Genomic DNA, 13351 nt, shown 5'->3' on the forward strand with positions numbered 1-13351 from the left:
AGTGACATAAAAAAGCCCCTCCGTGAGGGAGGGGCTTGGTGAGCGAGACCGCAGTGGTCAGGCCCGTTTCTCCGAGCGGCGCATGATGAGCCGGAAGAAGAGCGGGATAAAGAAGATGGCGATAAAGGTAGCCGCCAGCATGCCGCCGATGACCGGCCAGCCGAGGGCGTGACGGCTTGCCGCACCTGCCCCGCTGGAGGTGACCAACGGTACACAGCCGAGGATGAAGGCGAGCGAGGTCATCACGATGGGGCGGAAACGCAGGCGCGCCGCCTCCAGTGCCGACTCGATGAGGCTCATCCCCTCTTCGTGCTTCATCACCGCGAACTCCACGATCAGGATGGCGTTCTTGGCGGCAAGGCCGACCAGGGTCACCAGCCCGATCTGGAAGTAGACGTTGTTGGTCAGCCCCACCAGCCAGGTGGCGAGCAGGGCACCGAACAGGGCGAACGGTACCGCGGTGATCACCGCAAACGGCAGGCTCCAGCGTTCATACTGGGCGGCCAGAATGAGGAAGATCATCACGATACCGAAACCAAAGGCCATGCCTGCGCTGCCTGCGGCCGCTTTCTCCTGATAGGCGGAGCCGGTCCACTCCAGCTTGGCGTCGTTGCCCAGAGCCTCATTGGCGACCTCTTCCAGCGCAGCGATGGCCTGACCCGAGCTGTAGCCTGGGGCGGGCTGGGCCATGATCTTGGCAGCTTGGAAGATGTTGAAGCGTTCGACCAGTTCGGGGCCGGTGGCATCACGCACCGTCACCAGACTGCTGAGCGGGATCATCTCCCCCTTGTCGGAGCGGACATAGACGTTGCGGATGTCGCTCTTCTTGGCGCGATAGTCTGCCTCGGACTGCAACTGCACTCGGTAGGTACGGCCGAACTGGTTGAAGTCGTTGACATAGACCTGACCGAAGGTGGCCTGCATGGTGTCGAATACCGCGTTGATCGGCAGCCCAAGCGCCTTGGCCTTTTCGCGATCCAGGTCGAGATAGACCTGCGGCACGCTGGCGCGGTAGGTGCTGGTGACGCTGGCAAACTCCGGGCGCGCCTTGGCCGCTTCGAGGAAGCGCTGCACTTCGCCGGAGAAGGCCTGGGCGTTGCCGGTGCCACGGTTTTGCAGATAGGCCTCAAGGCCACCTGTGGTGGACATCCCCTGAATGGGAGGCGGGTTGAAGGAGGCGACAAAGCCATCCGCCAGCCCCATCAGGCTCAAGCCCTGGAAGGTCTTGGCCAGCGAGAAGGAGTCCTGTCCGGCCCCCTGACGCTCACTCCAGTCCTTCAGGGTAATGAAGGTCATGCCGCTGTTGCTGATGATGGCATTGGAGAGAATGTCAAAGCCCGAGAAGGTAATCACATCCTTCACATGGGGGTTGGCCATGGCGATCTTGTCGAACTGATCCGCCACCGCCTGGGTCCGGCTCATCGCGGCCGCATCCGGCAGCATGACGGCGGAGATGAGGTAGCCCTGATCTTCGTTCGGTACCAGTTCGCCCGGCACTTTCAGGAAGAGGCCGTAGATGGAGAGGATCAGCACGCCGATGATGGCAAAGGCGACCCCCACCCGACGGTTCAGGAAGGCCACACCCCGCACATAGCCGCGGGTCAGCTGGTCAAATTTTTCGTTGAACCAGACGAAGAAGCGGGCCGGTTTGTGATGTCCCTCCTTGAGCAACACGGCACAGAGGGCCGGAGAGAGAGTCAGTGCCACCAGACCGGAGATGGCGACCGAGACCGCGACCGTGATGGCGAACTGCTTGTACATCACCCCGGTCATGCCGCCCATAAAGGCGACCGGCAGGAACACGGCGCAGAGCACCAGCACGATGGCGACCACCGGACCGGAGACCTCCTGCATGGCGAGGATGGCAGCCTCTTTGGCGGAGCACTTCTTCTCGCTCATGATCCGCTCGACGTTCTCGAGCACCACGATGGCGTCATCCACCACGATACCGATGGCAAGCACCATGCCGAACAGGGTCAGCAGGTTGATGGAGAAACCGAGCACCAGCATGCCGGCGAAGGTCCCGATGAGCGACACCGGCACCGCGATACAGGGGATCAGGGTGGCGCGGAAGTTTTGCAGGAACAGGTAGACCACCACGAACACCAGCACGATCGCCTCGAACAGGGTGTGTACCACCTCTTCGATGGAGATCTTCACGAACTCGGTGGTGTCGTAGGGGATCTGGTACTCGATATCCTGCGGGAAGCGCTCCTTGAGTCGCTCCATGGTGGCGTGCACGGCATCAGCGACCGCCACTGCGTTGGCACCCGGTTGCAGATAGGTGGCGATACCGATGGCCGGTTTGCCGTTGGCGCGGGCGACCAGATCATAATCCTTGCCCCCCAGCTCGACCCGGGCGACATCGCGGACCCGGATCTTGGAGCCATCGGGCATGGAGCGGACGATGATGTTCTGGAACTCCTTCACATCCTCAAGACGCCCCTTGGTCTGTACCGTATAGGTGAAGTCGATGGGGGCCGTGGTGGGCTGAGCGCCGATCTTGCCTGCCGCGAACTGGGTGTTTTGCTCGCGAATGGCGCCAATCACGTCGCTCGGGGTGAGTTCAAGCTGGGCCAGTCGATCCGGCCTGAGCCAGATACGCATCGCATAGTCAGTACCGCCAAACAAGGTGGTATCACCGATGCCGGGAATCCGCTTAAGCTCGTCGATGATGTTGAGCAGGGCGTAGTTCGACAGATAGGTGGTATCAAACGAGCCGTTCGGTGACTGGAGGGTAACCACCTGCAGGATGGAGGTCGATTTCTTCTTGACCGTCACCCCCTGCTTTTTCACCTCTTCCGGCAGCTGGGCCATGGCGGCCGAGACCCGGTTGTTGACGTTGATGGTGGCCTGATCCGGATCGGTGCCGATCTCGAAGTAGACGTTGAGGTTCATCTGGCCGTTGGAGGCCGACCCCGACTGCATGTAGATCATCCGCTCGACGCCGTTGATCTGCTGCTCCAGCGGCGCTGCCACGGTCTGGGAGATCACCTCCGGGGTTGCGCCCGGATAAAACGCCGTGACCGAGACCACCGGCGGGGTGATCTGGGGATATTGCTCGATGGGGAGCGCCCGCATCGCCGCCAACCCGCCCAGCACGATAATGATCGAAATCACGCTGGCGAAGATGGGGCGTTCTATGAAGAACTTGGAAAACATACGGGCTCCTTACTTGGCCGCAGACTGGCTGACCACCTTGCCGGTGATAGCCTTCATCTCGTCGGCAGAGACAGGTTTTACCACGGCGCCGGGGCGAGCCTTCATCAAGCCTTCGACGATATAGCGCTCACCTGCCTGCAGGCCGCTCTCGATCAGCACGCCGGAGTCGACCGCTGCGCCCAGGGTCACCGGACGGGGCACTACCTTGTTGTCGGCATCGACCACCATCACCATGCGGTCAGCCTGGGACTGGACGATGGCGCGGGGCGGCACCACGATGGCGTTTTTGCGGGTGCCCAGATCGATGGTCATGCGGACAAACTGGCCGGGAAGCAGTACGCCGTCCTTGTTGTCGAAGATGGCTCGGGCACGGATGGTGCCGGTCTGGGGATCGACCCTGTTGTCGGAGAAGTTGAGCTTGCCCGCCTCCGGATAGAGGGAGCCATCGGCCAGACGAATATGGGTGCGCCAGGTGGTGGCATCCTTCGCCTCAATCACCCCTTTTTTTACCGAGTTTTCGAAGTTGAGGCGATCCTGCTCCGAGTAGGAGAAGTTGACGTAGAGCGGATCAAACTGGGTGATGGTAGTGAGCAGGCCGTTGTCGCCGCTGGTGGAGATAAGGCTCCCCTCGGACTGGGAACTCTTGCTCGCCATGCCGTTGATGGGGGCGGTCACTTGGGTGTAGCTGAGGTTGAGCTCCGCCTCTTTCACCTTGGCCTGAGCGGCCTGATGACTGGCGATGGCCGCTTCATAGTTGGCGATGGTGTCGTCATAGTCCTTGCGACTCACCACCTGACGCTTGAAGAGGGGAATGATGCGATCCCGATCTGCACGGGCCTTGTTGAGACGGGCCTGCTCCTGAGCCAAAGTCCCTTTGGCCTGCTCCAGCGCCACCTTGTAGGGCTCAGGGTCAATCAAAAACAGCTCCTGACCGGCGATAACCGGCTGTCCTTCCACATAAGTGCGCTTGAGCAGGATGCCACTGACCCGGGAGCGTACATCGATCTCGCGAAAACCGGCGGTCTCTCCCACCATCTCGGTGGTGAGCGGCACATCGGTCAGCTTGACCTCGGCGACCACCACAGGGACGGCGGGCATGGTCTGGGCCGTTTGGGTCGTCTCGCCGCCACAGGCGCTCAGACCGCTGATCAGCGCCAGGGTCAGCAAGCTGCGTTTGTAAACCTCTCTTCCGGCATTGGGCACCTTCATCATCACACTCCTGTTGGATCGATTTCGGCTGCTGCTTTCAGCATGTTTCTCCATACACATCATTAACTTCATGATTAAAAAAACAACTTATTTATGATTGGAATGGGAGATGATAGGGCGGCAACCTTGAACACAACCTTCTCAAAGTGGCAATTAGGGTTGCCGATTGACGAAAAAAGTCTGACTTTTCCGATTTGGGCGGGGGGCTTCGGGGATGTTCATCCCGGGCCAAGGCTCTTCGCAACCGTATCATGCCAGCCACTCCTTGCTGCAAAAAATAAGGTGCCATAAGGCACCTTGTCTGGATGGGTTTTTTACGCCCTTTTATCGCAGGCAACCGCGAGCCGCTTCACAGTTTACGAATTCGTCGCGGCTCATCGGTTAATCTTGTGCCGAATCAGGCAAAGCAGGCCCAGATGGGGGCGTGGTCGGAGGGTTTCTCGATGCCGCGCAGCTCGTAGTCGATACCGGTCTCGGTCACCTTGTCCTTGAGGGCGTCGGAGGCCATGATGAGGTCGATGCGCAGGCCGCGGTTCTCGTCAAAGCCCTTGGAGCGGTAGTCAAACCAGGAGAAACGCTCGCACTCGGTGGGGTTGGCGGCGCGGAAGGTGTCGGTGAGGCCGAACCCTTTCAGTCGCTCCATCCATTCGCGCTCGATGGGCAGGAAGGAGCACTTGCCATCCCGCAGCCAGCGTTTGCGGTTCGCCTCGCCGATACCGATGTCGAGATCGGTGGGGGAGATATTCATATCCCCGATCAGCACCAGCTGGTCGTCCGGGGTGTGGTTGGTCTCGAGGTAGTGCTGCAGATCCTCGTAGAACTTCTGCTTGGCCGGGAACTTGGTCTCGTGATCCTGACTTTCACCCTGTGGGAAGTAGCCGTTCATCACCTTGATGAGAGAGCCGTCTTCGCGCTCGAAGGTGGCCATGATCATCCGGCGCTGGGCCTCTTCGTCATCGGTGGGGAAGCCTTTCTCCACCTTGACCGGCTTCTGCTTGCTCATGATGGCGACCCCGTAGTGGGCCTTTTGGCCGTGAAACTCCACGTGATAGCCCATGGCCTCCACATCGGCCAGCGGGAAGGCTTCATCGTGCACCTTGATCTCCTGCAGGCCGATCACATCGGGCTGGTGCTTGTCGATGATGGCTTGCAGCTGGTGCAGACGGGCGCGCAGGCCGTTGATATTGAAAGAGATGATCTTCATGTCCGGGATGCTCATGTCATTTTTATAAGTGGCTATTGGACTAGGAATCGGCGGTGGATGCAAGTTCGGGGGCTGTGACTGGTGCAGCTGCTTAGTAACCTGTTCACGATCCGTCGCGAGAGGTTGTCAGCAAGGTGAAGCGCAGCGCAGGAACCGGATTGTATATGTATACATGAGGATTCCGAGCAGCACATGAGCCTTGATCACAGCCTCGCAGTAGGATCGTGGACAGGTTTTCAGCGGGTCATCTTCTTGACGAATACCACCACAAACAGCGCCAGCGTAAAGCTGCCGGTGAAGGCCTCGAAGGCGGCGAAGATCCTGGAGAGGCCGACCGGAGTGAAGTCGCCGTACCCCAATGTGGTGAAGGTGACCACGCTGTAGTAGAGGCATTCGAGCAGGAAGATGGCGTTCTCTTCAAAGGATGCCTCTGGTCGGTAGATCAGGTAGTTGCCCGCGAAGTTGAGGCCGCAGAAGAAGTAAAAAATGCTGCAGATGAAGATGAGCAGCAACGAGAAGAGCACTACCCGCATCGGGGCCTCGCCGTAGCCACAGAAGAGATCGACCACCCAGGAGGTGAAGCGCTGGGCCGACCAGAACGGCAGTTGCAGGCGGCGCATGGTGAGCTCCTGCTGGATATAGTTGCCGGACATGGTGAAGATCCCCTGTGCCTCGGAGGCTTTGCGCAGATCCCGGTAGGTCTCTTCCGCCTCCTTGAACCAGATGCGCGCCTGTTTGGGATCCCGTTCACGGCGCCCCTTGCGATCCTGCATCACCCGTTTGCCGGTCTGCATGTTGTCGAGCCGGGTGTTGTGCCAGCGGATGCCGAGCAGGTTGACGTCATCGAGGGTGGCGCACTGGAGGTTGGCATCACTGAGATCGGCCTTCATCAGGCTGCCGCCCTTCATGCGCAGGCCGTAGAGGTGACCACCGCGCAGGTTGGCGCGATAGAGGTTGCACTGCTCCAGCAAAAATCCCTGATCGGACTCCTTGTTGACCAGATTGAGGCCAGCCAGATTGGCCCGTGACAGCTGCAGGCCGTGGCAGAGTCCGCCAGCGCGGACGTACTGTTCAAGCGCCTCGGCGGTGTGAGCTCCCTGATGGGTATGGTGGGGATCATGCCAGTGGCAGAGATCGTGCTCGCCAGCCTCTTCACTGCAGTGGCGGCCATCGGCCACCAGATAACGACACATCGCCATCTTCGTTTCCCTCGCATTGCCGAACTGGTTTCAGCATAGGCGGGGAAAGGGGGGCGCGGCGGCGTCTTAGCTGAACTGGTTGAACTCCTGACGCAGCTTGCGAAAACGCTCCTGCTGGGCCGGGTTGAGGGGGATGCCGTCGAGCACGTCCAGGGTGTCTTTGCACTCGGCACCAAATTCCGGACTCTTGCGGTTTTTCTGCATCAGTTGCAGCAGCACCTGGATCTTGTTGAGAGCCGCACCGGTATTGGCGGGGGCGCGGCGCAGGGCCTCGCGAAAATGGCCGAGGGCCTGCTCCAGCTCGCCGCTCTGATAGGCCTTGATCCCCAGATCGTTGAGCTGCTGGTAGCGCTGACGCCGCTCCAGCACCGTCTTGTCATCCCGGGTTGCCTGAATGCAGGTGGTGAGCAGCCGATCTTCGTCCTCCGCCAGCAGCCCTTGCAGGCTTTCGGCATATTCAAACTCGCCGAGCTGGTAGAGGGCAAGGATGGTCTCGCCAAGCAGGGCGGGGGGCATGGTGGCCGGTTCATCGAGCCAGTTCTGGTTGGCGCGATAGAGCATCTTCTTGCCCTTGAGCAGCTCGCCCAGCGCAATCTGCACCCGGGCCTGACAGATCTGCTCGAACACCGGGTAGTTGAACTCCGACATCATCAACGAGTCGCGGATGCGCGACAGGGCGGAATTGACCTGCTTTTGCAGGTTGGCGATGTGGTAGCTGTCGTTGCTGTTGAGGGCGTAGAGGGTCAGGGTCTGGATATAGGCTCCAAGATAGTGGGGCGTGCGGTGAATGGAGTTGCGCGACAGGTCGATCAGCGACATCAGCACATCCTTGGCCTGGGCGTAGTCGTGGCGCTGCAGGCACACCTCCGCCAGTCGTCGGGAGAGTTGCACCGACTGGGGGGAGATATCCACTGCCCGTCTGAGCTCCTGCTGCGCCTGCTCGTCATTGCCAAGGGCCAGCAGGGATTCTGCCAGCCAGAGGTGAGCCTCCACCATCAGTGGGGTATTTTTGAGGGTCGCCTGCAGATGGCTGACCGCCTCTTCGTGGAGCCCCAGGGTGTTGCACGCCTTGCCCAGCGTCAGGCGGGCCCAGCTGTTCTCTTGCCCGGCCAGCAGCTGGCGCATTAAAGAGCGCGCCTCCTGTGCCTGACCCAGCTTGAGGTGGGTATCGGCCTGCAGGCAGCGGCAGTAGTTGGCAAAACGGGGCACCGCATCGGCCCGCTCGGCACAGGCGGTAATGAGGGCTGCCAGATTGTCATCGGCCAGCGCGGTAAAGACGCTGGCCAGCGCATTGCGCCGGGCGAGGGCACGCTTCAAGCGAAACGAGAACTGCTCCTGAGAGAAGGGCTTCATCAGGTATTCGTCGGGCTCGGCCTCCAGCGCGCTCAGTACCATGGCGCGGGAGCTGTCGCCACTCACCATGATCACCACGCTCTGGGGCGGGATCAGATCTTTGTCGCGCAGGCTCTCGAGCAACTGGCGGCCATTCTCGCCAACCCCCAGATCGTAATCGATGAGATAGATGTCGAAACTGCCCTTCTGGCAGCGGCGCCGCGCATCCTCGGCGGTATTGGAGTAGGTGATGTTGCTGATACCCAGATTGAGCAGCATCGCCTTCATCATCACCTGAAACGAGCGCTGCTCATTGACCATCAGAATGCGTTGTGGCTTGGCTGGGCTCTTTTTTTCTGGCTCTTGTTCAGGTGTCTGCATCTGTCTGGGTCGAGGCGCTACGGGCTGATGGGAGAAAGTGTGCCACCAAAGCGCCCGAAGAGGCAATTGGCCAAGTTGTCGATTGCGAACCATCTCCGTTTGTCCGCCTTTTGTCCGCCTTTTGTCCGCGATGAGTGAAAGAAAAAGGCCCTGTTGCCAGGGCCTTGAACTCACCGTTTTTTCTCTGCCAGATAGGGAGCAAATTGCGGCGTGTACTCGGCTTTGAACCCCTGTTCGGTCTTGATGATGAGATAGACCGCCAGCTGGTGCTGTTTGGCAAATGCCATCCCCGCTTCTGGCCCCATCACCATCAGCGCGGTATCGAGAGCATCGGCCTCCAGCGCGGTCGGGGTGATGACGCTGGCGGAGACCAGCTTGTGGGTGAGCGGCTGGCCGGTGGCGGGGTCGATGATATGGGAGTAACGCTGGCCATCCATCTCGTAGTAGTTGCGATAGCTGCCCGCGGTGCTGAGCGCCATGCCGTTGGGGATGACGATATCGGAAAACGCCCCCGGCTGATCGGAGGGGTCGACGATGGCCACTTTCCATGGCGAGCCCTTGCTGTTGTTGCCCTTACTGCGCACCGCACCGGCCACTTCGATCAGGTAGTTGTGTACCCCCTTGCCTTCGAGCAGGGCGGCAATCTCGTCAGAGGCAGCCCCCTCGCCGAGGGTGGAGAGGTCGAGATAGAGATCCGGGATCGTTTTTTCGAGCAGGAAGTGATCCCCCTGCGGGGTCAGGCTCAGCTTGTCGATCCCTACCTTGTGGCGGGCGGCGGCGATGGCCGCCTCATCGGGCCGCTTGACCGGCCGTTTGTCCGGGCCAAAGCCCCACAGATTGACCAGAGGCCCCACGGTCACATCCAGCTTGCCGTCGGTCAGCTTACCGGCATCCATCCCCTGCTGGACTATGATGGCCATGGCGGGCGGGATGGCAAACGGGGTGTTGGCGGGCCCCTGATTGAAACGGGAGATGAGCGAACCCGGATCGTAGGTGGAGATCTCTTTGTTCATCCGGGCCAGCAGGCTCTCAACATCGCTTTTGAGGGCGGGCTCCCCACCGGGGTAGCTATCGCTCAGGGTCACCACATAGTAGGTGCCCATGGTCTTGCCCTGAATTCGGGTCTGAGCAGGCGGGGTGGGCTGGCAGCCGGCCAGCGCCAGCAGCAGGGTCAGCAGCAGGCCGCGCAGGGCCGCCACGGGGGTTATCGCAATCATCCGGCACTCTCATCTGGAGAAGGTTCATATCGGGGCGCTAGCTTAGCCAAGGGGCGCCCGCCGGGCGAGCCCTGATAGGGGCAATCGGAGGGAAAAGAGCAGAAAAAATTAAACAGGTTTGAACCTATGGCGGGAGCGGGTCGTATCGTCCATCCGTGAGGGAGATAGTGGCGAGTAGAGCACCGTCTGGTGACCTGGCCCGCAGCTTTAGCCAAAAGCCATAGCCGATTGAAGACAATTGAGTAAAATGAAGGTCGATTTAGACGGCATCTTTGCGAAGCGTTCACCGCATCCGCCAAGTCGTTGCCATCCATTGCCAATCAAAGGAGAAGATGATGAAAAAGGCGATTACCCTGCTGTTTCTGAGTACCCTGGCTGCCCCCGTGCTGGCGGATGAGTGCGCACTGGTCATCGAAGGCAATGATGCCATGCAGTACAACCTCAAAGAGATGAGCGTGCCGGCCACCTGCAAGGAGGTGACGGTCACCCTGAACCACACCGGCAAGCTGCCTGTGACCGCCATGGGTCACAACTGGGTGCTGGCCAGCACCGCCGACTATCAGACCGTGGCGACTGCCGGGATGAGCGCCGGGGCCGAGAACGGCTATCTGCCCAAGGATGATCCCCGTGTGCTGGCTCACACCAAGCTGATCGGCGGCGGCGAGAGCAGCAGCGTCACTTTCAAGACCGACGGTCTGGCGGGCAAGGATCTCACCTTCTTCTGCTCCTTCCCCGGCCACTTCGCCATGATGAAGGGCTCCTTCAAGGTCAACTAAGGCGCTGACCGGCACGAGCCGGTTGCCTCAATAGCAAAAGCCGGGATTTCCCGGCTTTTTCATTTCTGCTTGTCCCGTCCTGAATATGGTTTACACCTTTCCCCCCAATAAATGGAGAACCCGATGGGACAAGGTGTGAAACGGACACAGCGCGATTACTCGCTGACTTTTAAACTGGCACTGGTCGAGCAGATTGAAAAAGGCGAGCTCACCTACAAACAGGCTCAGGTGCGTTATGGCATTCAGGGCCGCTCCACCGTTCTGGTATGGTTGCGTAAACATGGTCGGCAAGATTGGAGCCAGGGGGCTTCTGTGCGCGCCGGCAGGAGCATCACCATGCCTGACCCCGACAACCAGACGCCCGAACAGCGCATCAAGGAACTTGAGCAACAGCTGGCGCTGATGAGCCAGAAGGCCCAGTTCTTTGAGGCCGTCGTCGATGTACTGAAGAATGACTACGGCGTCTCCATCGTAAAAAAGCGACCCGGCAAGTCCTCTCGCAGCGGCAAGTCGAGAAGCTGACCATCGTCAGGGCTTGCCTGTTTCTGGGGATAAGCCGGCAGGCTTACTACAAGCGCAATCGGGTCGCCGACGAGCGCCATGCTCAAGGGCTGCAGGTGGTGCGCTTTGTGCGTCAGGTTCGACTGCGACAACCTCGGGTGGGCACTCGCAAGCTGCATTATCTGCTCCAGGGTCAGGATGATGGCGGGCTCAAGGTCGGGCGGGACAGGTTGTTTCGGATATTGGCCGAGCACCGCCTGCTGGTGCCACCCAGACGGGCTTATCACAAGACCACCCACAGTTTTCACCGTTTCTACCGTCATCCCAACTTGCTCAAGGCGGGGCCAGAGCAGGTCACACCGGTGGCCCCGGAGCAGGTCTGGGTCGCTGATATCACCTATCTGCCAGCCAGGAGCGGACCGCTGTACCTGAGCCTGGTGACGGATGCGTACTCACGCAAGATAGTAGGCCACCACGTACACGAAGGGATGCACGCGGAGTCGGTGGCGATGGCGTTCAGGAAAGCACTGAAGCAACGGCGTGGCGACGGTGAACTCATCCATCACTCAGACCGCGGCGTGCAGTATTGCTCGGGACTGTATCAGTCATTACATGAACGGTACGGGGTGAAATGCTCGATGACGGATGGGTATGACTGTTACCAGAATGCGTTGGCGGAGCGGGTGAACGGGATTTTGAAAGGAGAGTTATTGTTGCAAAGCCCGCAGGATTTGACGCAAGCGCGGGAAATGGTGCGTGAAGCTGTGGATATTTACAACGCGGAGCGGCCGCATCATGCGTTGAAATACAGAACCCCCGATGCGGTACATAGGGGGTTCTGAGTAGAGAAATGCTAGTTGAAAATGTGTAAACCTATTTCAGGACTAGACAGCTGTTTGTGTGTGGCGTGGCATGGCATGGCTGCGAGCCCACGCCAGCGCTATTTGGCCTGCAGGGTAAAGAAGGCGATGGCGGTCTTCTTCTGGCATTCGAAGTGAATGCTCTCTTCACCGGTCACCACCAGCGTCTCGTTGATGGCCACCTCTTTGCCCTGCACGGCCAGCTGGCCGCTCAGCAGGTGACAGAGGTAGGTCTTCTCTGGCTCGAGGGTAAGGGTCAGCGGAAAGGGGAGGTTCAGAACCCGCACGTTGGCGCTGATGCGATCCGGATGGTAGATAAGCCCCAGATCGGTCACCTCTTTTTTCAGCAATTCGCAGTGGGTCTCCTCATCGCCGCTAAAGTGCGCCGCCTCGAAGGTGGCGTAGGGGTGACCATTGAGCACAAAGCCAGCCCCGCTCACCGGCAGCAAAATGCGCTGATAGCCGGGAAAGGGGGAGAAGGGGCCCGCGCTCTTGATGGGGGCCGAGCTCAGTCGATAGTCAAAGTCGAGTTTGGCAAGGTTGCTCCCCTTGGGGGAGATGAGGATCTGGCTGGTAGTGCCCTGCTGGTTTTTCCAGGGCATCTTCTGGTGGTCAGACTCTTTAATCAGGGTGATCACGGGCACTTCCTCACGATAAAAAACGCAGGGAGCCGGGGACATCAGCCCCTGCTCCCTGATAGAGATTGGCGATGGTAAAGGCGATCAGCCCTGACCATCCAGCGCAGCCAGCCGCGCTTCCATGGCGGCGAGACGGCTCTTGAGATCGCTCACCTCCTGCTCCAGCTCGCTCAGGCGGTCGGCGGCAGGGGAGGCATAGGCCGCGGCGGGAGCGGCATCCATCATCGCCTGAATATCCACTTCGCCGCTGAACAGGTGGGCGTAGCGGGATTCGCGCTTGCCTGGCTCGCGCGGCAGCTTGACCACGTAGGGGCCACGCTCGATGAGCTGGGTCAGCACCGCATCCACCTCGGTGACATCATCGAAGCTGCAGAGGCGGTTGGTGCGCGAGCGCAGCTCCCCCGGGGTTTGCGGGCCGCGCAGCAGCAGTTCGCAGACGATGCCGAGCTCCTGGGCACTGAATTTCAGCTCGCCAAATTCGGTGTTACAGAATCTGTGCTGATAGCGGGGCACCCGGGCGTTGAAGCCGGCGGTGTTGACCACCAGCCGCTTGCGGATCAGCTCGTCCACCACGGCGCGGATATCGAGCTCGGAGAGCTCCAGCACCGGCTCGCGGTTGCTCTTCTGGTTGCAGGCGTTGACCAGTGCATTAAGGGAGAGGGGATATTGATCCGGGGTGCAGATCTCTTTTTCAATCAGACAGCCGATGACGCGGGCTTCCAGCGGGCCAAGTACTAACTCCATTTCCTACTCCCTTCCAAATCGAGACATCAAGAGCCCCTATCTTAGTCATGGTCCGCGCCGCGTCTAGCGTTGCGCGCCATTTTTGCGAGCTGATCAGGGCGTTGGCGAAAGGCTCGCCAACGCCGCCG

General features: G+C 60.1%; 10 protein-coding genes. 2 read left to right on the forward strand and 8 right to left on the reverse strand.

Features of this window, described 5'->3' with window-relative positions:
• Positions 1 to 57: 57 nt before the first annotated feature.
• The 6 genes from I6L49_RS01815 to I6L49_RS01840 all read right to left on the reverse strand — a co-directional run bounded on the left by I6L49_RS01815 (position 58) and on the right by I6L49_RS01840 (position 9704).
• Positions 58 to 3162 carry an efflux RND transporter permease subunit gene (locus tag I6L49_RS01815; RefSeq protein ID WP_216950468.1) on the reverse strand — a complete coding sequence of 1035 codons (3105 nt, stop codon included), beginning with the start codon at positions 3160 to 3162 and terminating at the stop codon, positions 58 to 60.
• 9 nt (positions 3163 to 3171) lie between these two features.
• Positions 3172 to 4371, reverse strand: coding sequence for an efflux RND transporter periplasmic adaptor subunit (locus tag I6L49_RS01820; RefSeq protein ID WP_139494058.1), 1200 nt, complete (start codon positions 4369 to 4371; stop codon positions 3172 to 3174).
• Between the two features lie 397 nt (positions 4372 to 4768).
• The gene (xthA, locus tag I6L49_RS01825) at positions 4769 to 5575 is read right to left on the reverse strand and encodes an exodeoxyribonuclease III (protein WP_005337776.1); all 807 of its coding nucleotides are present in this window, start codon (positions 5573 to 5575) and stop codon (positions 4769 to 4771) included.
• 236 nt (positions 5576 to 5811) lie between these two features.
• A complete protein-coding gene (locus I6L49_RS01830) occupies positions 5812 to 6774 on the reverse strand; it encodes an ion channel (protein ID WP_139493962.1) in 963 nt (320 codons plus the stop codon).
• 66 nt (positions 6775 to 6840) lie between these two features.
• Positions 6841 to 8487, reverse strand: a complete 1647-nt coding sequence (locus I6L49_RS01835) for a tetratricopeptide repeat-containing response regulator (protein ID WP_042056451.1) — start codon at positions 8485 to 8487, stop codon at positions 6841 to 6843.
• Between the two features lie 170 nt (positions 8488 to 8657).
• Positions 8658 to 9704, reverse strand: a complete 1047-nt coding sequence (locus I6L49_RS01840; RefSeq protein ID WP_216950469.1) for an FAD:protein FMN transferase — start codon at positions 9702 to 9704, stop codon at positions 8658 to 8660.
• A 335-nt stretch (positions 9705 to 10039) separates the two neighbouring features.
• Between I6L49_RS01840 and azu the strand changes: the two genes are divergently transcribed.
• Positions 10040 to 10480: an azurin gene (azu, locus tag I6L49_RS01845; protein WP_005337768.1), complete on the forward strand. Its 441-nt coding sequence runs from the start codon at positions 10040 to 10042 to the stop codon at positions 10478 to 10480.
• Between the two features lie 123 nt (positions 10481 to 10603).
• Positions 10604 to 11823 (forward strand): IS3 family transposase gene (locus I6L49_RS01850; RefSeq protein ID WP_216950470.1). Its coding sequence is split into 2 segments (ribosomal slippage): positions 10604 to 10952 and positions 10952 to 11823, totalling 1221 coding nucleotides; the frame shifts between segments, so codons are not numbered across the junction.
• 98 nt (positions 11824 to 11921) lie between these two features.
• Here I6L49_RS01850 and I6L49_RS01855 read toward each other — a convergent pair.
• Positions 11922 to 12479 carry a HutD family protein gene (locus I6L49_RS01855; protein ID WP_216950471.1) on the reverse strand — a complete coding sequence of 186 codons (558 nt, stop codon included), beginning with the start codon at positions 12477 to 12479 and terminating at the stop codon, positions 11922 to 11924.
• An 84-nt stretch (positions 12480 to 12563) separates the two neighbouring features.
• Entirely contained in the window at positions 12564 to 13223 is a 660-nt protein-coding gene (locus I6L49_RS01860; protein WP_139473807.1) for a YceH family protein, read from the reverse strand.
• Positions 13224 to 13351 lie beyond the last annotated feature (128 nt).

This window comes from Aeromonas sp. FDAARGOS 1419 (genome assembly GCF_019047045.1).
Taxonomy (GTDB): Bacteria; Pseudomonadota; Gammaproteobacteria; order Enterobacterales; family Aeromonadaceae; genus Aeromonas; species Aeromonas veronii.

Excerpts from the sequence above, each read along its gene's own strand:
- azu (WP_005337768.1), top strand. The coding sequence starts at position 10,040 with ATGAAAAAGGCGATTACCCTGCTGTTTCTGAGTACCCTGGCTGCCCCC.
- I6L49_RS01830 (WP_139493962.1), bottom strand. The coding sequence starts at position 6,774 with ATGGCGATGTGTCGTTATCTGGTGGCCGATGGCCGCCACTGCAGTGAA.
- I6L49_RS01815 (WP_216950468.1), bottom strand. The coding sequence starts at position 3,162 with ATGTTTTCCAAGTTCTTCATAGAACGCCCCATCTTCGCCAGCGTGATT.
- I6L49_RS01840 (WP_216950469.1), bottom strand. The coding sequence starts at position 9,704 with ATGATTGCGATAACCCCCGTGGCGGCCCTGCGCGGCCTGCTGCTGACC.
- I6L49_RS01820 (WP_139494058.1), bottom strand. The coding sequence starts at position 4,371 with ATGAAGGTGCCCAATGCCGGAAGAGAGGTTTACAAACGCAGCTTGCTG.
- I6L49_RS01860 (WP_139473807.1), bottom strand. The coding sequence starts at position 13,223 with ATGGAGTTAGTACTTGGCCCGCTGGAAGCCCGCGTCATCGGCTGTCTG.
- xthA (WP_005337776.1), bottom strand. The coding sequence starts at position 5,575 with ATGAAGATCATCTCTTTCAATATCAACGGCCTGCGCGCCCGTCTGCAC.
- I6L49_RS01835 (WP_042056451.1), bottom strand. The coding sequence starts at position 8,487 with ATGCAGACACCTGAACAAGAGCCAGAAAAAAAGAGCCCAGCCAAGCCA.